This window comes from Microbacterium sp. A8/3-1, from assembly GCF_040267695.1.
GTDB classification, from domain to species: domain Bacteria; phylum Actinomycetota; class Actinomycetes; order Actinomycetales; family Microbacteriaceae; genus Microbacterium; species Microbacterium luteolum.
On the sequence record NZ_CP158357.1, the window covers coordinates 3005309 to 3026058 of the forward strand.

Sequence of the window (20750 nt, forward strand, 5' to 3'; positions counted from 1 at the left end):
GGCGCCCGGCGGGACTCAGCGACCTGGCAGGAAACGGCGCACGAGCGAACCGGCGACCTTGAGCTCCGGCGCGCGTAGCAGGGCGAGGATCCCGAGGTAGACGACGACCACGACGAGGCCGATCACGGCGGTGCCGAGGGCGCCGGGGATCTTGTCCGAGACGGTCCAGCCGGCACTCGCGCCGAACAGGACGAAGACACCCCAGCCGGCGAGTCCCGCGGGGATCGCGGCCACGGCGAAGCGGCCGAGTGTGACGAGCCAGGAGCGCACTCCGAGGCTGCCGATCTTGCGGTGCAGCAACCACGTGGCGACGATCGTCTGCACGGTGCTGGAGATCGACTGGCCGAGGGCGACGGCCGCGGCGAGACCCGTGATCGGGATCAGATCGGCCTGGAGCAGCCCCCAGGCGATCAGCGCCGTGCCGACGATGAGGCAGCACTGGAAGATCGTGAACCAGAATGGCGTGCGGGTGTCGTCGTAGGCGTAGAAGGTCCGCTGGACGATGAAGAGGATCGTCAGGGGGATCAGGCTCACGAGGTAGCAGATCAGCACCAGCGCGGCCGCTTCGGCGTCGGCGGGCGAGCTCGTGAAGACCCGGGATGCGGGGATCGCGGCGGCGGCGACGGCCGCGACGGCCGCGACGATGAAGAACAGCAGGGTGCGGATGCTGCGCGAGATGTCTTCTCGCACCTCGACGTGTCGACCGGCCGCGGCATGCTCGCTGATCTGGGTGAAGTACGGCGTCCCGATCGACAGCACGATCACCGAGTACGGGAGCATGAAGATGAGCCAGGCGTTGGCGGTGACCGTCGCGGAGGCGCCCGTTCCCGAGGCCGCACTCACGATGTTCCCCTGCAGCACTCCCGCTGCGAGGCTCGCGAAGGCCATCAGGAACGTCCAGCCGGCGAGCTTCCCGACCGTCCCGAGGCCGACGCCTCGCCAGCGGAAGTCGGGCTTGAGCGCGAGACCGGTGCGCCGCCAGAACACCAGCAGCACGACCGCCTGCAGCGCGATGCCCAGGGTCGCCGTGGCGCCGAGGGTGGTGATCATCGTCGGCGTCCACTCCGCGGCCTTGGTCGGCACGGGAGCGAAGAGCGCTCCGAGGAGCAGGAAGCCGACGATCGAGACGATGTTGTTCACGACCGGCGCCCAGGTGAAGGGTCCGAAGATCCGTCGGGCGTTGAGCGCCTCCCCGAGCAGCGCGTAGAGCCCGTAGAAGAGGATCTGCGGGAGGCACCAGTACGCGAGGGCGGTCGCGAGCGCCTGGGCGGCGGGGGGCGCTTGGCCGGCCACCAGCACGACCAGCCAGGGCGCGGCGATGGTCGCGATCAACGTGGTGACGACCAGCACGACGGTGCCGAGAGTGAAGAGCTTGGAGATGAAGGCGTTGCCGCCGTCGGCATCCGCCGTCGCCTTCACGATCTGCGGCACGATCACCGCCGTCAGCACGCCGACGGAGATCAGGGCGAAGACGCTGTTCGGGAGGGTGTTGGCGAACGTGAACGCGTCCGCGGCCTCCGAGCCGACGGCGCCCAGCACTCCGACCAGCACGATGCTCCGGAGGAGTCCGGTGAGGCGCGACACCAGGGTGCCGGCGCCGATGACGGCGCTCGCGCGCCCGAGGCTACTCTCCACGCCCGTCCTTCGGCTCTGCTGCTTCCAGTGCGGCGGCATCCGCTGCGGCCTCCTCGGCCGCCTCCCGGCGCTTGCGGCGCACGGTGCGGATCACGCCGAGGCCGATCAGCAGCACGGCGAGTCCGCCGAAGATGCCGAGGCCGATGCCTTCCCACTCCGCGCGCACCGCGACGCGGACGGTCTGGACGCCCTGGATCTGCACGCCCGTGGGGCTGATGAGGCCCAGCCGCAGGTCGACCTCACCGCTGCCGACTCGAGCCGACACGGGAACCTTGACGGTCGCGGTGTTGTTCGCCTGCACGACCGTCTCGATGAGCGGCTTCACCTCGAGGCGAGGGTCGCTCGGCGAGGCGGTCAGCTGCACCGTCACCGGCCAGGGCAGATCGTTGCGCACCCGGATCGGCAGGTCGGCGTTGGCGGAGAGCAGCTGGATGGTGCTCGACGGCGGGATGCTGACCGCGCCGAGCGTCGCGGTGGTCTGCGCCCGGTGCGCGGCGACGACCGCGACGAAATCCTCCGCCGGAGTTCCGACCGCGAGCGTGCGCAGGATCCTGATGCGCTCCGGGCCGAGCAGCACCTGCGGGTCGGTGAGGATCGTCGAGAAGGCGACGAGGGTCTGCTCGTCTGCGAGGAGGCTCCCGACGTCTGCCGCTCCCGGGGTGCCCGTCTCGACGGAGATCGTCGCGGCGGCCGGCGGGGTGTCGCGCAGCGCGCCGAGGTCGAAGCCGATCGAGTCGGCCGCAGAGATCACCTCGCGCAGTGCGTCCGGAGTGCGGGTCTCATCACGGTCCAGCCCGATGAGCAGCGGCGCTCCGGGGGCTCGACTCTCCGCCAGGAAGAGGCGTGCGGCCGCTTCGGCGAGCAGGCGCTGACGGGCGGCGGGGTCGGCTTCGGCCGCGGCATCCGAGAGCGCGGCGGAGGCGACGGCGTCGGTGACGAGGAGGTCCTGGCCCTCGGCGGTCGCGTGCGCCGTGCTCTGCCCGCTCACCGTGGAGGAGGAGACGATCGTGGTCGTCCCCTCGCCGAGGTACGTCTGGAAGGCGGCGAGATCTTGCGGCGTCACGTCTGCGCGCGGCCACAGGATGCGGGGCAGCGCGCCCTCGACGACCGTGAGCTGCTCGTCATCGGGGAGGACCGGGGCCTCGGTCGGCGCGGGCGTGGGGGCGGTGGTCCCGTCGGCGGCGGCGGTCGGGGGCGTGGTGACGCGCGCGACCGGGAAGTTCGCGGGATCCAGGAAGGGCGAGAGCGTCGTCGGCTGCAGCAGCTCGGGGAGTTGCGCCTGCGCCTGGACGGCGGCATCCGCATCGCCGAACTGCAGGGCGAAGCGTGGGTTCGGGAGGTCATCGAGGCGGGCGAGCCAGTCCGTCGCCTGTTCCGGCGCTGCGGTGCCGAGAGCGTGGATCGCGGCCGGGATCGACGGGTCGATCGCGAGCACGGCCGTGGTGCCGGCGACACCGTCGAGTTGCGCCGTCAGCGAGCCCTCGGGGGCGGTGAGAGCCGCGAGCTCGTCCGCTGTGAGGAGCGCCCCGCCGGCGGGCGTGGCAGTGATCGGCACGAGCACGCCGATCAGCGACGTCTGCGCCGCCGTCACGACCAGGATGCTGGTCGCCGAGGCGTCCCTGGCGACCGTGTCATCCGCCGCCGGTCCGCCGGTGGTCGCGCCGGTCAGCTCGGCTCGCAGCGGGTAGATGCCGGGAACGAGATCGCCGACGGCGCTCTCGGGAAGGAACACCGTGGCGGTCGCGGATTCGCCCGCATCGATCGATCCCGTGCTGTCGGTCCCGAGCGGCGTGAAGTCGCCGGATGCCTCTTCCTGGTCGAGCCAGTTCGTGACGGCCTCGTCGTCGGCCAGCGGGGTGCTTCCGATCTCGACCTGGACGCGACCGGCGCTCAGTTCCTCGTCGGTCCTGTTCCGCACGGTGAGGGTCGCCGAGGTCGAAGAACCGGGTGCGATCGTTCCGCGGAGTCCTGCGGAGACGTGGAGCTCGACGCTCTGCTCGCCATCGGCCGGCGGCGTCTCTGCGGCTGATGCGGCACTCGGAACCACGAATCCGCCGACCGCCAGTGCGATCGCGAAGACGACGGTCCTGCGCGCGAGCTGCTGCAGGCGCGCACGGAAGCCGGTTTCGGGGGTGTTGACGGACATGAAGGTCTTCCTCGAACGCCCCGGGACGGGGGCTGCTCGTGAGTACTGACCTTGTGATTCTAGGAGGCCCGAGGAAGGAGAACCCTGAAGACGCGTAGAGTGACGGCCGTGTCCGACACCCCCGCACCCGTTCCCGAGCCGCTCGGCAGTGCCGATCTCGCCGCCGATCTCGATGCCGCCGACCTTCGCTCTGAGCCGCTGCGACGCCTGTGGGGCGAGGAGGCCGACGACGCCCTCGCCCGGGGCATGCGCGAGCCGATCCTCCGCGCGATCGCCGGTGACAGCAGTGTCCTGGCCACCCTCGGGCGCCTGCTCGTGCTCGGGATGCCGCAGCCGAGGGCTGCGGTCGACGACGCCCTGCCCCGCTTGGGCGTCGAGGGGCTCATCGCCCTCGGGCTCGCGACGGCGGACGCCGAGACCGTGTCGCCGGCCGCCCTGCTGCGCCCGCAGTCGTTCGTCGACGCCGACGGTGTCGGGGAGTGGTGGATCGCCAGCGATCTCGACGAGGTCGCGCTCGACGGCGCTCTGCCCGCCGACCACGTTCTCGGCGTCGGCGGGGCGTCGCGCACCCTCGCCGAGACGATCGTGCCGATCGAAGTGGACCGTGCCCTCGATCTCGGCACCGGGTGCGGCATCCAGGCGCTGCTGGTCGCCCGCCGGGCGCGGACCGTCGTCGCGACGGACATCTCCGCACGGGCACTCGCCTTCGCCGAGCTCAACGCCCGGCTCAACGGCGTGACCAACATCGAGTTCCGCCTCGGGAGCATGTTCGATCCGGTCGAGGGGGAGGCGTTCGACCTGATCGTCTCGAACCCGCCGTTCGTCATCACCCCGCGCGTCGATGGGGTCCCCGCCTACGAGTACCGCGACGGGGGTCTCGTCGGCGATGCGCTGGTCGAGCAGTTCGTGCGGACCGCCCCGGCGTTCCTCACCGTCGGCGGCATCGCCCAGCTGCTCGGCAACTGGGAGTCGCGCGCGGGTGTCGCAGGACTCGCGCGTCTCGACGCCTGGGTGCCGGCCGACCTCGACCTCTGGGTGATCGAGCGCGAGCAGCTTTCTCCTCTCGGCTACGCCGAGCTGTGGATCCGCGACGGAGGCACGACGCCGCGCGACCGCGAGTTCACGCCGCTGCTCACGGCATGGCTCGATGACTTCGCCGCGCGCGAGGTCACCTCCATCGGCTTCGGCTACGTGCTGATCCGGCGTCCGTCGACGGGCGCGGGAACCGAGCAGGCGGATGCCGCACCGATCCGGCGCATGGAGAAGCTGTCGCAGCCGGTGTCGAACGTCGGCACGGCGCTCGCCATCGGGCTGGCCGCCCACGACGTGCTGGCCGAGGGCGTGCCGGCGACGCTCGTCACGGCATCCGATGTGACGGAGGCGCGGCACCTGCTGCCCGGCAACGACGATCCGAGCGTCATCGAGCTGCGACAAGGCAGCGGATTCGCCCGCACCGTGAACGTCGATCCTGCGCTCGCCGCGTTCGTCGGCGCGTGTGACGGGGAGCTGACCGTCGGGCAGATCGTCGCGGCGCTGGCCGACCTGTTCGAGGTGCCGCTGGCCGACCTCTGGTCCGAGCTCGAGCCCCGCATCCGCGCGCTCGTGTTCGACGGCCTGCTGGTGCCGGGGGAATAGGCGCAGCATCCATGCGTTGGAATAGATCATGAAGGCTTTCGGATTCCTCTCCTTCGGGCACTACGCAGATGTGCCCGGCTCGGCGACCCGCACGGCGGGCGACATGCTGAAGCAGACGATCGAGATCGCCGAGGGTGCGGACGAGATCGGCGTCAACGGCGCCTCGGTGCGCGTGCACCACTGGGCGCGGCAGGCGGCGTCGCCGATGCCGCTGCTGTCGGCCATGGCGGCACGCACGAAGCGCATCGAGGTCGGCACCGGCGTGATCGACATGCGCTACGAGAACCCCCTGCAGTTCGCCGAGGAGGCGGCCGCGCTCGACCTGATCGCCGACGGCCGGATCGCTCTCGGCGTGAGCCGTGGTTCACCCGAGACCGCGCTGCGCGGCTACGAGACCTTCGGCTACGTCGATCAGGAGGACCCGGAGCGCGGCAGCGTGCTGGCGCGCGAGAAGTTCGACATCTTCCTGCGCGCGATCGAGGGGGAGCGGATCGCCGCCGGTGACCCCCGCATGGTCGGAGAGGGACGCTACCTCGCGATCGAGCCGCAGTCCCCGACGCTTCGCGATCACATCTGGTGGGGCTCGGGTTCCCGAGGCACGGCCGAAGAGACCGGCCGCAAGGGCCTGAACATGATGAGCTCCACGCTCGTCACGGAGGCCACCGGTCAGCCGTTCCACGAGCTGCAGCGCGAACAGATCGAGCTCTTCCGCGCCGCCTACAAGGAGGCGGGCCACACGGGTCGGCCCCGCGTCTCGGTCAGCCGCAGCGTCTTCCCGCTGATCTCCGACATGGACCGGGCGTACTTCGGTCTGCGCAGCGAGGAGAACGGCGACCAGATCGGCATCATCGACGGGTTCCGCTCCACGTTCGGCAAGACCTACGCCGCGGAGCCCGATGTGCTCATCGAGCAACTGAAGCGCGACGAGGCCGTGATGAGCGCCGACACCCTGCTGCTGACCATCCCGAACCAGCTCGGACCGGCGTACAACCTGCACGTGCTCGAGTCGTTCGCGACCCATGTCGCTCCGGCGCTCGGGTGGAAGCCGAACACCGAAGGCCCCGTCCAGGGCGACCCGGTCTGATCGCGCAGAGGGCGGATGCCGCGGCATCCGCCCTTCACGTCATTCCGGTATATCGGTACGCTGGCCGCATGCGTGTGCGTCAGCGGGGGATTCTTGCCGGAGCGATCGTCATGGTCGCCGTGCTCGTGGGCGCCATCCCGGCGGCCGCAGCGACGACCAGTTCCTGGGCCACCTGGCAGCCGCTGTCCGGCGGTGCCGGGGCATACACGACCACGGTCCAGATCGCGCCGCAGCCCGCTCTCACCGCGACCATGACGAGCGACTCCCGCGGCGGCGGACCGGCCGTGATCTCCGGAGCATCCACCTGGCTGTCGGAGGGCACCCCTATCGGAGCCAAGTACGGGTCGAGCCGTGACCAGGCGTACCTGAACCTGCGGCCGAAGGCCGACAATGCGGCGAGCCCCTCGACCACGACGTATTCGTTCGCGGCCCCGACGCCGTCGTCGGGATGGGCCTTCGCACTCGGCGACATCGACGCGGATGCCGTGCGCATCCAGGCCATCGGTCCCGATGGGCAGGCGCTCGACGCGACGGAGCTCGGCTTCCAGGGCGGCTTCAACTACTGCGCGCCCGGAGTCGTCGGAAAGCCGTCATGCACGGGCGCGGCGGATGACATCCCGAGCTGGGATCCGGCCACCCTCACTCTGACCGGAAACGCGGCAGCTGCCGACACCAGCGGCTCGGCCGCCTGGTTCGAGCCGGCCGCTCCGATCACCTCGCTCACCTTCTTCTTCACCCGTCGATCCGGCTTCCCCGTCTACCAGACCTGGTTCGCCTCGCAGGCGCGGGACATCACCGGATCAGTCGTCGACATCGTCGACGGGCCCCTGACCGGCGTCGGCCTCACGCTGATCGACGGCACCGGTGCGGTGGTCGGCACGACGACGACCGCGGCTGACGGCACCTACGCGTTCCCGGGCTTCATCGCGACCGACGGCTACATCGTCCGCGTCGCGCCCCCGGCAGGGAAGATCTCGACCGGCCCCGCCACTCTCACCGCGGATCTCACGACCTCCGACGCGGTCGCGGACTTCACGGTTCGCGACATCGTTCCCGTCGCTGTCTCCGGGCAGGTGACGGATGCCGGTGGCGGTCCGATCGCGGGCGTCACCGTGACGATCGACGGGCAGACCACCACGACGGATGCCGACGGGCGCTACCTGTTCGATTCGATCCCGGTCGGCACGCACACGGCGGTCATCACCACGCCCGACGGGTACACCCTCGTCACGTCACCGCCGGCCTTCACGATCCCTCCCGGCAGTGAGGACCCGATCGAGAACGTCGACTTCCAGGTGGCGGAGAACCCGAGTCTCAGCGGCCTGGTCTCGTCCAACGGCACCGGCGTCGCCGGGGTGACGGTCACCGCGACCGGTCCGGGTGGCGCGGTCCTCACGACCGTGACCGACGGAAGCGGCGGATACGCCTTCCCGCGCCTTCCCGCGGGCGACTACGAGATCACTATCACGACGCCGGGCGGGTACGTGGCCGTGACGCCGGTCACGCGGAACGAGCAGATCGCGGGAGCCGACGTCGAGAACGTGGACTTCGAGCTCGCCTGCCTCGGCGCCGTCGACGGAACGGTGCGCACCGACGGCGGGGCACCCGTGCCCGGAGCGGTCATCCAGGTCACCGGTCCGGGCGTGCCCGCGCAGCTGATCACGGATGCCGACGGATCGTTCGGCCTCGGCGATCTCCCGCCAGGCACCTACACGTTCACCGTCGTGCCCCCCGCCGGAACCACGGTCGTCGGTTCGGCGACCAGGACCGTCGTGATCACTGCCGCCGGCGAGGCCGTGGTGGAGCAGGACTTCACCCTCGCCGCCATCGTGGTCACACCTCCGTCGCCTGACCCTGATCCGCCCGTCGGCGGCGGAGGCAACGGCGGCGGAAAGCCGCTTCCGGCCACGGGGCTCGGCCCGGAGACGTTCGCCTGGGCCGCGGGCGGTGCCGCCGTGCTCCTCATCGGAGCCGTGCTGTTCATCGTCTCGCGCCGCCGGGCGACCAAGGACTGAGCGGCCTCAGCTGCCCTTCGGAGGTCCGAAGAGCTCTTCGCCATGCTCGTGGAGCAGCCGGTAGGCGTCGGCGAACGTCTGCGGCTCGGGCTCGCCCGGCTTGCCGTAGCGCGCGATGAGCAGACCGAGCAGGCCGCGGGCCGGCGGCGTGAGAGGCCTGGTCTGATCGGCGTCGTTCGGCTGCGGCGGAGCCTCCTCGGGGTTGGGTGGCGTGTACGCCGGGGTGGTGACGGGCCAGTCGGCCGGATGCCGCGGCTTGTCGAGGTTCACGACGTTCGTCAGCGTGTTGGCCGACTGGTCGCGGTCGTTCAGCGGCTTCAGCCCGTGCAGGCGTGAGAGCGTCGCGGTCACCGAGCCGTGGTGCATCTCGTCGTGGATGATCGTGCCGCGCTTCGTGTATGCCGAGACGGCGATCGCCGGTACCCGGCATCCGAGGCGGTCGAACGTGAAACCCATCTCCCCGGCTTTCGTGTCGGCTGTCGGCTTCGTCGCAGCGGGCGGGGGTACGTGGTCGTAGCATCCGCCATGCTCGTCGAACGTGATGAGCAGCAGCGTGTTCACGGCGTTCGAGCCCTGCGGGGACGCGCTGGTGCGCACCGCTTCGTAGATGTCGTGGATGAGACGGTCGCCCGCACGGACATCGGACACCGCGCTGTCGAAGATCTCCTCGCCGTCGGCGCTGCTCTCGCGCACGGCGCCGAACGGCGGGTGGAAGTCGTTGTGGTCGTAGACCATCCGAGGCTCGATGAAGGCGTAGGCGGGGAGCTTCCCTTCCTTCGCCTCGGCGTAGAAGTCCTCCATCGTCCCGAAGTGCTCGGTACGCCAGTACTTCTCGAGCACGGCCGCATGCAGCATGCCCGTGAACGAGACGAGCTGCAGCTTGTCGAGGTAGATCTTCCAGCTCAGCTTCTTGTCTTCGAGCCGGTTGAAGACCGTCGGCGCGGCCGGGGCGTCGAGCCACTTCCGGTACCCGCCCTCGCCCTGGTTCGTGACGAAGCCGTGCGAGGTCGATGCGTGGAAGAACGACCGGTTGCAGAACGTCTGCGATGGCACGCCCGCGTACCAGTGGTCGAACACGGCGAACTCGGCGGCGAGCGTCGACAGCACGGGCAGCATCTCCGGGGAGAACGAGCCCATGATGTGCGCGGCCTCTTCTGGTTTCGGGTCGACCCCACGACGGAGGCGCCGGAAGTTGATGATGTAGTCCTCGAGGAACCCCGACATCGTCGCCTTCTCGCCCTTCGTCGGGGCATTGAACGGCGCCGTCATCTCGTCGACGAAGAGATCGGCGTTCGTCTTCGGATCGATCGTGCCGAAGATCTGGGTGTTGACGTGCGGATACTCCTCGCCCGGATCCGGGTCGGGAAGGCTCATGATCCGGTCGGTGTCGCCCTGGTGGACGTGCGCTGCGACGACGGTCCCATCGGGGGCGGTGTTGCTGTGGTCGCCGAAGGCCAGCCCCTCGAACGTCTCGCCTTCGGGCAGGTTCTCCTTCGAGTACAGGTAGCCGAGCAGGTTGTCGAACGAGCGGTTCTCGCCCATCACCACGACGAGGTGATCGAATCCCGGCTCGCTCCGAGGAGTCAGGGCGGCGAACGGATCCGGATCGGAGGCGAAGCCGTCGCGATGGCTCGCGGCGATCGTCGCTCCGATGGCGGCTCCGCCGGCTCCGCCCACCACTGCTCCGGCCAACGCGGCCCCGCCCAGCTTGAGGAACCCTCGGCGGGAGGGGTCGGGTCCGGGTCGCGCGGGGTCTTCGGTCACGAGGCTGATCCTACGGCGGGCCGAGTCGCCCCGACAGAGGCCGAAGGCGCCGCCGGAGCCGAAGCCCCGACGACGCCTTTCGCTGGATGCCGTGGACTACTCGGCGTGCTTCCGACGGCGTCGCAGCGCGAAGAGCCCGAGACCCAGCGCGAGGAGCACCACCGCGGCGACCACGTACGGGGTGCTGTCGGCACCGGTCGTGGCGAGGCCGCCCGCAGCGGGGCCACCGGCGCCCGGGGTCACCGCTCCGCCGCCCGACGTCGCCGCTGTGACGGTGAGCGAGGCGGTGACCTCGGTGCCGTCGGCGCGGATCACCGCGAGGGTGTGCACGCCGGCCGGGGTGGCCGCCGGGATCGTGACGCTGCGCGAGAACGCGCCGTCCGCGCCCACGGTGACCGTACCGAGGTCGACCGGGTCGGAGCGCAGCTCGAGCCGCAGCTCGGCATCCGCTGCGAATCCGGTACCCGAGACCGTGACCGTGCCACCGGCCTTGACGGATGCCGCCCCGAGCTCGACCTCTGCCGGAACCTCGGGCTCGGTGGTCGGGGGCGTGACCCCGGCCTCGGTGACCCACTTCTCACCGGCATCCGACTTCGTCACCGTGAAGGTGTCGTAGACGGCGCCGACGGGAAGGTCGGTCGTGGCGTTCGGCTGCTTCTCCGCGAGGTACGAGCGGTAGACGAGCTGATCGTGCGACACGTCGATCACCTGGTACGTGGTGACGCCCTGGCCGCGCAGCACCTGGGTGGCGCCGTTGTTGGTCCAGACGTTCTTCTCCGGGGTCTCGAGCTCGTAGTGCTTCGCGCCGGAGTTCGAGACGACGTAGACCGGTCCGGTCGTGAGGCCAGGGGTCTCGGTCGCGTCGGTGTTCACGTAGCCGCGCGCATAGGTGTGGTCGTGACCCATGAGCACGAGGTCGATGTCGTTGCGCTGGAAGACCGGTACCCAGTCGGCACGGAGCTTCGGCTCGTCGCGACCCTCGGATGCCGAGAAGACCGGCTGGTGGAACGTGACGACGTTCCACTTCGACGGGCTGTTCTGCAGGAGCAGGTCGAGCCAGGCGCCCTGGAAGCGGATCCACAGCTCCTCGCCCTGGTTGATCGGGCAGTCGTCTCCCGTGCAGGACGGCAGAGCCGGCGGCGTGAGGAACGTCGCGTCGCGGGTCGCGTTGAGGGTGATGAAGCGCACGTCCTGGTAGTCCGTGTAGTACGCGGTCTCGGCAGCGAACGCGCTCCAGTGGTCGAACAGCGAGCGGTACTGCGCCGCGACCTCGGTGTCGCCCTTGGCGAGGTCGGCCAGTTCGCCGATCGACTCCATCGACGGGTTGTTGTGCGGGTACTCGAACGCGGCCTTCCAGGCGGTGAGCAGCTTGTCGCCCGAGTACTCGTGGTTGCCCGGCGCCGCCATCACGTTGGTGTGCGTGGCCGAGTCCTCCATGCCCTTGAACCAGTTCAGCCACTCGTCCTCGTTGCTGGACTTGTTGATCAGGTCACCGGCGTGCACGGAGCCGATCGATCGGGGCGCGTTCGCCTCGGCCTGCTTGACGACGCTCGGCCAAGTCGTGTCGAGGCCGATCTGCGCGTCGCCGTAGTAGACGAACTGGAAGTCCGTCGCGTTCGGGTCGGCCGTCGTGAAGGTGAACCAGTCGCTCCAGCTGCCCGGGAGCCCGACGCGGTAGCGGTACTCGGTCGCGGGGCTGAGGTCGGTGACCGTGGCGGAGAAGTGGTGGTTCGGGTTGCCGTTCACCACGCCAGCGTCATAGGCGTCGACCGTGCGGGTGTCGCCGCCGGCGGCCGGGGCGATCTCGACCTGGCCGATCGTGTGCGAGGCATCACCGGCGAGCCACGAGAAGGACTGCGAGATCTCGGGCTGCTCGGTCGGGGTCAGGATGACGCGTGTCGGTGGGGCGACGACCGGGGTGCCCGGGTCGGACGCCTCGACCAGCGTGAGCGACGACATGTCGAAGTAGATGTCGGAGCTGGTCTCGCGGTCCTGGAAGAGCGCCACGGCGACCGTGTTCGTGCCGTCCTGCAGCACGTCGCCCTCGGCGGTGATGGTGCTGGTCAGCGGGTCGCCGTTCGAGTCGCCGGCGTACTCGACGTTCGTGGTGTCGGTGATGCGGCCGTCGACGAAGCGGGCGACCTCTGTGCCGTTGATCCACACGACGATCGCGTCGTCGTAGGTGACGGAGCTCGAGAGCGACGCGACCTGCTCAGCGACGCCCGCCTCGAGCTCGAACGTGCCGCGGAAGAAGTAGGTGGGAACCGTCGGAGCCTGCGCTCCGTCGAGGTAGTGGTTCAGGAGTGTCTTCGGGGTGACAGGACCGACCGCGGCGAGCTTGCCGTTCTTCGCGCCGAACGATCCGGGCGCCGTCTTCCAAGCACTGTCGTCGAACGCGGGAAGCGTCCAGTCTCGCAGAGCCGCGGGTGCGGGGGACGGGTCGGAGCCGTCGTCGAGGTAGTGCCAGGCGGTGTCGCCGGTGATCAGCGATCCGGTCGGCACCTCGGGTGCGGCATCCGGTGCGGCGAATGCCGCGGGGGCGACGACGGCGCCGCCGAGCAGGGCGAGGAGCGCGACGGACGTCAGTCCGCGACGCCGCCACCGCACCGCAGGGGTGGGGGAGGTCATGTCAGTCCTTTGTGGGGTGGGGGTTCGTGCTCAGCCGCACGGGGCCCCCTCAGCCCATCGAAGACGGATGACTCCCGGCTGACGTCGAGGCGTCGGGAAGATGAACAGAGCGGACGCCGCGGCATCCGCCGTGCTCTATCCCGCCTGGACGAACTGCGCCTTGCTCGGACGCATCAGCCATGCGGCGGCCGCGAGCGTGAGCACCCAGCCGATCACCTCGATGAGCAGGTGATCCGTCGCGTTCGGGACGGACTGCAGCAGGTACACGCGGATGCTGTTGATGGCGCCGTGTGTCAGAACCGCCGGCCAGACGCTCCCCGAGCGCCAGCGGAGGGCGAGTAGCAGCGGCGCCCAGGGCAGCATGCCCGCGAAGTAGATGACGATGTCCCAGACGGGGCGGTCGCCGATGACGGCGAGCACGGGCAGGTGCCAGACGATCCAGACCAGGCCGCTGACGATCGCCAGGGGCCAGAAGCCCCACGATGCGGCGCGCGTCACCAGCCACCCGCGCCAGCCGAACTCCTCGCCGATCGCGAAGATCGACTGCATGAGCAGAACGGGGATGACCCAGATGGTCGCGGCGGCGATCTGTTCGAGCGGATTGAGCTGCCAGATCCCCGTCGACAGGGCGATCGCGGTCTGGATCGCGGCGATCGCGGCGATGATGCCGATGCCGATTCCGATCCACCGGGGTGTGCCGCGCCAGCCCGTGGCGAAGGTCTGTCGGAAGGTCCCCGGCCGCCGGGCGATCCACATGATGATCGCGGCGAGCAACGGGGTCAGCTGCAGGAGCGGAGTGATCAGGTTGTTGACGTCTTCGGGGACCAGCCGGAACACCATCGGCACGGACAGCGCGAAGCACAGCAGGATGGCGATCGCGAAGAACCAGGTGACATCGGCGGTGATCGATCGGGACGTTCGCGGGCGTGGGGGAGACGCAGTCATGCTGACCTCGGTTCGTGTGGGGAACGGCCGCGGGCACCCCGCGCGTCTAGGACTCTAGGGAGAGGCGCCGGTGTGCCGGAACGCGGGAAACCAGCGGTTCGTTTCGGGGGATCCATAAATCCGCGCGAGCTCCCGCGCCGCCCCCGGCCGGTCGGCGTGCTCGCTACCCTGGGCTCATGACCTACGCCGGTGACTCCTCGATCGATGCCCGCGTCCGCGAGGTCGTCGCGGACTACGGGCGCCGCCAGACCCGTCTCTTCCTGACCTTCGCGGTCGTCGAGGGCGCGGTGCTCGCCGTCCTCGTCGCTGTCATCTACGGGTTCGGGCTGATCGACCCCGAGATCGGCATCTGGTACATCGTGGCGGTGGCGGTGATCGGCGGGTTCCTGCTCAGCATGTTCCTGGTGCGATTGATGCAGGCCCGTACCCGGGCCATCGCGCAGGCCAAGGGCGAGAACCCGCTCTTCTGACCTGCCCCGGTACGCTGGAACCCATGCTCAACATGGCCGACGGCCTCCTCCGTCTCGGCGCGCTCGCCGAGGATCCGGTCGTCCGCACCCTCGCCACGGCCTTCGCCGATGCCGGCTTCGACCTCGCGGTCGTCGGCGGTCCCGTGCGCGATGCGCTGCTCGGCCGCGAGACGCACGACCTCGACTTCACGACGAACGCGTCGCCCGACGAGATCCTCAAGATCGTCAAGCCGATCGCGACGGCGCACTGGGACATCGGCCGCGCATTCGGCACGATCGGTGCACGCGTGCAGGGCGAGCAGGTCGAGATCACGACCTACCGCGCCGACAGCTACGACGGCGTGACCCGCAAGCCCACCGTCGAGTTCGGCGACTCCATCGAGGGCGACCTCGTGCGCCGAGACTTCACGGTCAACGCGATGGCCCTGCAGGTCCCGTCCGTCAAGCTCGTCGATCCGACCGGCGGGGTCGAAGACCTCCTTGGCGGCGTCCTGCGCACACCCGCGGATCCGCACGTCTCGTTCGGCGACGACCCGCTGCGGATGCTGCGCGCCGCGCGCTTCAGCGCCCAGCTCGGCTTCCGCGTCGACGACGACACGTTCGACGCGATCGCGCAGCTGCGGAAGACGATCGAGATCGTCAGCCCGGAGCGCATCCAGTCCGAGCTCGTGCGCCTCATGCAGACCGACGACCCGGTGCGCGGCATCCGCGTGCTGGTCGAGACCGACCTGATCGACGAGTTCCTGCCCGAGGTCAGTGCTCTCCGTCTCGAAGTCGACGAGCACCATCACCACAAGGACGTCTACGAGCATTCGCTCACGGTGCTCGCGCAGGCCATCGAACTCGAGCACTCCCGGCATCCCGGTGCCGCCCCCGACGTGCCCCTGCGCATCGCCGCCCTGCTGCACGACATCGGCAAGCCGCGCACCCGCAAGCTCGAAGACGGCGGCGTGGTGACGTTCCACCACCACGACATCGTCGGCTCGCGCATGGCGCGCAAGCGCCTGCAGGCACTGCGCTTCGACACCGAGACGACGGATGCCGTCGCCACCCTCATCGAGCTCCACCTGCGCTTCTTCGGCTACGCCGAGGGAGCGTGGACGGATGCCGCGGTGCGCCGCTATGTGCGAGACGCGGGCGAGCGGCTCGAGCGGCTGCACATCCTCACCCGCGCCGACGTCACCACCCGCAACAGGCGCAAGGCCGGACGCCTCGCCAGCGCCTACGACGACATCGAGTCGCGGATCGCGGCGCTCCGCGAGCAGGAGGAGCTCGACTCCATCCGCCCCGAACTCGACGGCAACCGCATCCAGAAGGTCCTGGGCATCAAGCCCGGCCGCGAGGTCGGCGAGGCGTACCGCTTCCTGCTCGACCTTCGTCTCGACGAGGGCGTGCTCGGGCCCGAGGTCGCGGAGCAGCGGCTGCGCGAGTGGTGGGCGGCGCGGAGCTGAGGCGGAGTCTCGCTCAGCGCAGCTCCGGCACGACGATCTCGACGAGGTCGCTGACGAGCTCGAAGTCCTTGGGGTTCAGAGTGGCGATGCGGGCGCCGAGCGCGGCGGCGTGCCCGGCGAGCATGATGTCCTTGCTCCGCGCGTGGCGTGGCCTCTGGAGCGCGACGCGTGCCGCGAGCCGCGCATAGCTCTCGGCGGCAAAAGTGTCGAAAGGCAGCCACTCCGTTTCCAAGGTGTCTCGAAGCCATGCCAATCGTGCCGTGCGCTCACGGCGAAGCGCCTCGGTCGACGCTGCCTCGATACCGAACACCAGCTCCGAATAGGTCACTGCGCTGAAGGTGAGCGCTTCGTCGGGAAGGCGGACTCTGTCCACATCGATGAGCACCGACGTGTCAAGAAGCAGCATGCTGGTCCCAGGGATCACGGAAGTCTTCGGAATCGTCGTCTGATCGAGTGTCCGCGAGCCAGGCTTCGGCGTCGACGGGTGGTGGCGGGCTCTGAGCGATTCGCGCCATCAACTCGCTCGTCGGCATGGACCAGCGCGGTCGGATTCGTGCGGCGATGCGCGCCTCCACCCCGCTCACGAACTCTTCTCCTTCCGCCATGCGCGTGAGCAGATCGCGCGCCTCGGCCTCCATCGAGCGAGAGTTGCGTCGTGCGCGCTCTTTGAGTGCGGCCACCACCTCGTCGCTCAGGTTCCGGATCGTCACCGTCGCCATGCTGCACCTCCTTGACAGCACAATGCTAGCAATCCACCTCAGGCGGAGACAGGGCTTCAGCCCAGCCGGCGGAATCGTATTCCGGCATACTCGAACGCGCTCAGCGGCAGGTGGCGGTCATCCTTCGCGGCGGCGGATGAGCTCCGACACGACGACACCGGTCCGGAACGCGGTCGTGTCCACGGGCTCGAACCGCTCGGGTCGGTAGGGGCGGTCGCCGAACAGCGGGATGCCGGCTCCGAAGAGCAGCGGCTGCCGCTTGAGGACCAGCCGGTCGATCTCGTCGGCCAGCGTCGCGGCGAGCTCCCCGCCGCCGCAGAGCCAGATCGCTGCGCCGTCCTCGTTCTTGAGCCGTTGGACGACGGCCCGCGGATCCTCGGCCGTCACCTCGAGGTTCTCGGCCTCTGCCGTGCGGGTGCGGCTGAACACGATCTGCCGGAGGTGGCGGTACGGACTCGGAGTTCCGCCGATCGCATAGGTGTTCCAGCCCATCAGCACGGTGTCGAACTCCGTGCGCTCCTGGCGGATGCCGAGCGCGGCGGCCGCGTCGGTCGGGATCGTGTCGGCGAAGCGATCGTTGATCGCGTCCATGTGGTCGCCCTCGACCAGGAACGCATCGAACTCGCCGTTCGGGCCGGCGATGAAACCGTCGAGGCTAACGGCGACGTAGTACACGAGTTCTCGCATGATCTCTCCCTTCACAACAGGTGTCGCAGTTGAAACTACAACGGATGTAGTGATTGCGCAACGGGAGCTGACCCGTGCGCACATCCCCGGGAGGTACGTTGGAGACTCCGCGCGCGGACGTCGCGCGGAGAGCTCGACGGATGGGAACCCGGACATGCGGACATTGGTGATCGGCGCGACAGGCAGCATCGGCGGCGTGGTCGCGACCACTCTCGAGAGCCGCGGGCATGAGGTCATCCGGGCCTCGCGGAACTCCGAACCCTCGGTCGATGTCACCGACCCGGCATCCGTCCGTGACCTGTTCGCCGGACTCGCCGACCTCGACGCCGTGGTGGTCGCCGTGGGCTCCGTCCCGTTCAAGCCCCTCACCGACCTCTCCCGCGACGACTATCTCGCGGCGTTCACGTCGAAGACCCTCGCGCAGATCGAGGTGCTGTCCCGGGCCCTCCCGCACGTGCGCGACGGCGGGTCGATCACGCTGACGAGCGGCGTGCTGGCTCGCGAGCCCCTCGCCACCGGTGCCGCCGCCGCGATGGCGAACGGGGCCCTCGAGTCGTTCGTGCTCACGGCCGCCGCCGAGGCGCCGCGCGGCATCCGCATCAACGCCGTCTCGCCCGACGTGCTCGCGAACTCGCCCGGCTATCACTCGGCCTTCCCCGGGCACCGCCCCGTGACGGACGACGAGGTGGGTACCGCCTACGTGCGCGCCGTCGAGGGCGTCATCAACGGCCGGATCCTCGCCGTCTGATCGCGGATGCCGAGGGCTGGGCTCCCGGCACGCGCGACTCCCGGCCGCTGAGGCCGCACGTCGTGGAGGGATGCCGCTCCGAGGCAGGGGACGACGACCAGGTCGCCTTCCCGCAGATCTCCCGGAAGCATCGCGACCGGATGCGGCCACGACGCATCCCCGACGTCGCCGGGGATGAGCTCGATGCGCACGCTCTTGCTGCCCGAGGCGCGTTCGATGAGCCGGCATTCGCTCCACTGCGCAGTGACGCCGTCGAACGTGCAGTCGGTCAGTGCGATGCGCTTGTCCTCCTGGGTGTCCACGCGCAACGTGATCCGGAAGACCAGGACCGTGACGTCGGTCCCGCCGGTGAGTGCGCGCTCGCGCGGCCGCCCCGGACGAGGAAGGTCTCCGGTGAGCACGGCCGGGGTGCCGCTGATCTCGGCGAGCCTGATCAGCGAGACACCGGCGACGATGACATCGGAGACGGTCGGCTGCGTGTGAACGGGCCACGAGTCGACGGCGAGAGGGGAGGGGATGCTCAATCGCATCGTGGGCAGGATCTCCGTGAGGGTCATGTCTCTGTCCTATGCCCGCGCCGGAGCACGCGGAACGTCTCCGCACGGAACCCATGCGGCCTTCCTGCGATCCCTCACGGGGCCTGCCCGGGTAGGCTCGACTGCGTGATCACTCCGCCGCAGACCCCGCCGGGGGGCTGACCGTGGAGATCATCGACGCCGTCGGCCTGGTGGGCGAGATCATCGCCTGGGTCGGTCTCATCGTCGGCCTTCCGCTGCTCGGGATCGGCCTGCTGACCCGGAGCGTGCAGGGGCCGTTCACCCGCACCTCGGTCGCGGTCCTCGACGACCTCGAGGACCGGCCGATGGCGCTGTGGTCGGCGGGCGGCCGCACCTGCTCGCGATCGCTGACGGCGTCGGAGGCGCGTCACCTCGCCGAGTTGCCGGAGCCGGTCGGCTACGTCTCGGACCGCGATCCCGAGCGGATGCGCGTCGAGGCGCGATCGCCCGTCGAGCGCGCGTGTCTGACGATCTCGTTCGTCATGCTCGGCGCCGCCGTCGTCGGCTTCGTCGCATCGTTCCTCCCCGTCTTCTGGGGATAGTCAGACAGCTAGGCCGGGGCGACCACCGCGGCCGAGTCGCGCGGCAGCACCAGGATGCCGGCATCCGGCGCCGCCGCGGCGGTCGACAGCAGCACTGTGGCATCCGTACCGATCTCGAACTCCGCAGGCGCCGCCGACAGGTTCACGAGCACGGACAGCCCACCGCGGTCGATCCGGTAGACGCGGTGCTGCGGGGTGCCGTCGGTCTCTCGCACGCTCACGCGCGTCGACGTCGAGTCGGGATCGGTGAGCTCCGGGCGCTCCCTCCGCAACGCCGCGAGTTCGCGGTACAGAGCCAGGAGTCGCGCGTGCGGCGCTTCCTCGAGCTCCGCCCAGTCGAGGTGCGAGCGTTCGAATGTCGCCGGGTCCTGCGGGTCGGGCACCGTGTCGGTGTCCCAGTCCATCCGCGCGAATTCTGCCTTGCGTCCCTCCGAGACGGCGCGCCCGAGCTCGGGCTCCGGGTGCGAGGTGAAGAACTGCCAGGGCGTTGAGGCACCCCACTCCTCGCCCATGAAGAGCATGGGCGTTCCCGGTGCCGTCAGCGTGAGCACCGCGGCCACGGCGAGCCGATCGGGCGACAGCGAGGTCGAGAGACGGTCGCCGGCCGCGCGATTGCCGATCTGGTCATGGTCCTGTGCGAACGTGACCAGCCGCCAGGAGGGCACCTCGGGCGGGATCGGCGAACCGTGCGGGCGACCGCGGAACGACGAGAAGGTGCCGTCGTGGAAGAACCCGCCCTGAGAGACCTTGGCGACGGCATCCTCCGCTGCGAAGTCGGCGTAGTAGCCCGCGGTCTCGCCGGTGAGAGCGACGTGCATGGCGTGATGCCAGTCGTCGGACCACTGGGCCGTGAGGCCGTAGCCGCCCGCCTCCCGAGGCAGGATGAGGGTCGGGTCGTTCAGGTCCGACTCCGCGATGAGGCTGAGCGGGCGGTCGAGCTGCACCGAGAGCGCATCGACGCGCTGCGCGAGCTCGCGCAGGATATGCACCGGCTGGATGTCGTGCAGCGCGTGCACGGCATCCAGCCGGAGACCGTCGACGTGGAAGTCCCGCAGCCACATCAGGGCGTTCTCGAGGATGAAGTCGCGCACGGCCCGCTCGTCGAGGTCGACCGAGTCGCCCCAACCCGTGTTGCTGCCCTCGCGCAGGTAGGGGCCGAACTCGGGCAGGTAGTTGCCGCTCGGGCCCAGATGGTTGTAGACCACGTCCTGGATCACCGCGAGGCCGCGGGAGTGCGCCGCATCGACGAACCGCTGATACGCCGGCGGACCGCCGTAGCCCTCGTGCACGGCGTACCAGAGCACGCCGTCGTAGCCCCAGTTCCACGCTCCGTTGAAGGCGTTGACCGGCAGCAGCTCCACGAGCGTGACGCCGAGGGCGACCAGGTGGTCGAGCCGGTCGATCGCGGCGTCGAGCGTGCCCTCGGGCGTGAACGTGCCCAGGTGCAGTTCGTAGATCAGCCCGCCCGCGAGCTGCCGCCCGGTCCACGAGTCGTCGCTCCAGGCGAACGCGCGCGCGTCGAACGCCGCCGACGGGCCGTGCACGCCCTCGGGCTGTCGGCGGGAACGCGGATCGGGGCGCAGCTGCTCGCTGTCATCGATCAGGAAGCCGTACCGCTCGCCGTCGGCGAGGGGGAGATCGGCATGCCACCAGCCGTCCGGTCCGGCCTCCAGCTCCCGCTCGTCGATCGTCGCGCCGCCGGAGTCGAGCCGCCGCACCCGCAT

General features: G+C 69.9%; 17 protein-coding genes. 7 read left to right on the top strand and 10 right to left on the bottom strand.

Annotated features, from left to right (window positions below; translation table 11 throughout):
* Positions 1-15: 15 nt before the first annotated feature.
* Entirely contained in the window at positions 16-1635 is a 1620-nt protein-coding gene (gene murJ / locus ABS642_RS14720) for a murein biosynthesis integral membrane protein MurJ (protein WP_350350673.1), read from the bottom strand.
* Positions 1625-3781, bottom strand: a complete 2157-nt coding sequence (locus ABS642_RS14725; protein WP_350350674.1) for a DUF6049 family protein — start codon at positions 3779-3781, stop codon at positions 1625-1627. Before ABS642_RS14725 ends, murJ begins: the two co-directional genes overlap by 11 nt.
* A gap of 99 nt (positions 3782-3880) precedes the next feature.
* Between ABS642_RS14725 and ABS642_RS14730 the strand changes: the two genes are divergently transcribed.
* From ABS642_RS14730 to ABS642_RS14740, 3 genes are all read left to right on the top strand, one after another.
* Positions 3881-5416 (top strand): methyltransferase, encoded by a 1536-nt coding sequence (locus ABS642_RS14730; RefSeq protein WP_350350675.1) that lies wholly within the window; start codon positions 3881-3883, stop codon positions 5414-5416.
* 28 nt (positions 5417-5444) lie between these two features.
* On the top strand, positions 5445-6500 hold the full coding sequence (locus ABS642_RS14735; RefSeq protein ID WP_350350676.1) for an LLM class flavin-dependent oxidoreductase: 1056 nt from the start codon (positions 5445-5447) through the stop codon (positions 6498-6500).
* Positions 6501-6568: 68 nt separating this feature from the next.
* Entirely contained in the window at positions 6569-8515 is a 1947-nt protein-coding gene (locus ABS642_RS14740; RefSeq protein WP_350350677.1) for a carboxypeptidase regulatory-like domain-containing protein, read from the top strand.
* Positions 8516-8521: 6 nt separating this feature from the next.
* On the opposite strand, the gene ABS642_RS14745 is transcribed toward ABS642_RS14740, so the two are convergent.
* The 3 genes from ABS642_RS14745 to ABS642_RS14755 all read right to left on the bottom strand — a co-directional run bounded on the left by ABS642_RS14745 (position 8522) and on the right by ABS642_RS14755 (position 13852).
* A complete protein-coding gene (locus ABS642_RS14745) occupies positions 8522-10279 on the bottom strand; it encodes an alkaline phosphatase family protein (RefSeq protein ID WP_350350678.1) in 1758 nt (585 codons plus the stop codon).
* Between the two features lie 96 nt (positions 10280-10375).
* Positions 10376-12907, bottom strand: coding sequence for a metallophosphoesterase family protein (locus tag ABS642_RS14750; protein ID WP_350350679.1), 2532 nt, complete (start codon positions 12905-12907; stop codon positions 10376-10378).
* Between the two features lie 135 nt (positions 12908-13042).
* Positions 13043-13852 carry a CPBP family intramembrane glutamic endopeptidase gene (locus tag ABS642_RS14755; protein WP_350350680.1) on the bottom strand — a complete coding sequence of 270 codons (810 nt, stop codon included), beginning with the start codon at positions 13850-13852 and terminating at the stop codon, positions 13043-13045.
* Between the two features lie 176 nt (positions 13853-14028).
* Between ABS642_RS14755 and ABS642_RS14760 the strand changes: the two genes are divergently transcribed.
* Together ABS642_RS14760 and ABS642_RS14765 are read left to right on the top strand one after the other, a co-directional pair.
* Positions 14029-14322, top strand: a complete 294-nt coding sequence (locus tag ABS642_RS14760) for a hypothetical protein (RefSeq protein ID WP_282215340.1) — start codon at positions 14029-14031, stop codon at positions 14320-14322.
* Positions 14323-14345: 23 nt separating this feature from the next.
* Positions 14346-15773, top strand: coding sequence for a CCA tRNA nucleotidyltransferase (locus ABS642_RS14765; RefSeq protein WP_350350681.1), 1428 nt, complete (start codon positions 14346-14348; stop codon positions 15771-15773).
* A 13-nt stretch (positions 15774-15786) separates the two neighbouring features.
* On the opposite strand, the gene ABS642_RS14770 is transcribed toward ABS642_RS14765, so the two are convergent.
* From ABS642_RS14770 to ABS642_RS14780, 3 genes are all read right to left on the bottom strand, one after another.
* Positions 15787-16179, bottom strand: coding sequence for a PIN domain-containing protein (locus tag ABS642_RS14770; protein WP_282215342.1), 393 nt, complete (start codon positions 16177-16179; stop codon positions 15787-15789).
* Complete coding sequence (locus tag ABS642_RS14775) at positions 16166-16492, bottom strand: hypothetical protein (protein WP_350350682.1); 327 nt, start codon at positions 16490-16492, stop codon at positions 16166-16168. Before ABS642_RS14775 ends, ABS642_RS14770 begins: the two co-directional genes overlap by 14 nt.
* A 117-nt stretch (positions 16493-16609) precedes the next feature.
* Positions 16610-17179, bottom strand: a complete 570-nt coding sequence (locus ABS642_RS14780; RefSeq protein ID WP_350350683.1) for a dihydrofolate reductase family protein — start codon at positions 17177-17179, stop codon at positions 16610-16612.
* Positions 17180-17333: 154 nt separating this feature from the next.
* Between ABS642_RS14780 and ABS642_RS14785 the strand changes: the two genes are divergently transcribed.
* The gene (locus tag ABS642_RS14785) at positions 17334-17927 is read left to right on the top strand and encodes a short chain dehydrogenase (protein WP_350350684.1); all 594 of its coding nucleotides are present in this window, start codon (positions 17334-17336) and stop codon (positions 17925-17927) included.
* Here the strand turns inward: ABS642_RS14785 and ABS642_RS14790 are convergent.
* Positions 17876-18484 (bottom strand): hypothetical protein, encoded by a 609-nt coding sequence (locus ABS642_RS14790; protein WP_350350685.1) that lies wholly within the window; start codon positions 18482-18484, stop codon positions 17876-17878. The two genes, ABS642_RS14785 and ABS642_RS14790, sit on opposite strands and share 52 nt — an antisense overlap.
* Before the next feature lie 143 nt (positions 18485-18627).
* Here ABS642_RS14790 and ABS642_RS14795 point away from each other — a divergent pair, with 143 nt between their 5' ends.
* Complete coding sequence (locus tag ABS642_RS14795; RefSeq protein WP_350350686.1) at positions 18628-19026, top strand: hypothetical protein; 399 nt, start codon at positions 18628-18630, stop codon at positions 19024-19026.
* An 8-nt stretch (positions 19027-19034) separates the two neighbouring features.
* Here ABS642_RS14795 and treZ read toward each other — a convergent pair whose 3' ends face one another.
* The gene (gene treZ / locus ABS642_RS14800; RefSeq protein ID WP_350353444.1) at positions 19035-20750 is read right to left on the bottom strand and encodes a malto-oligosyltrehalose trehalohydrolase; all 1716 of its coding nucleotides are present in this window, start codon (positions 20748-20750) and stop codon (positions 19035-19037) included.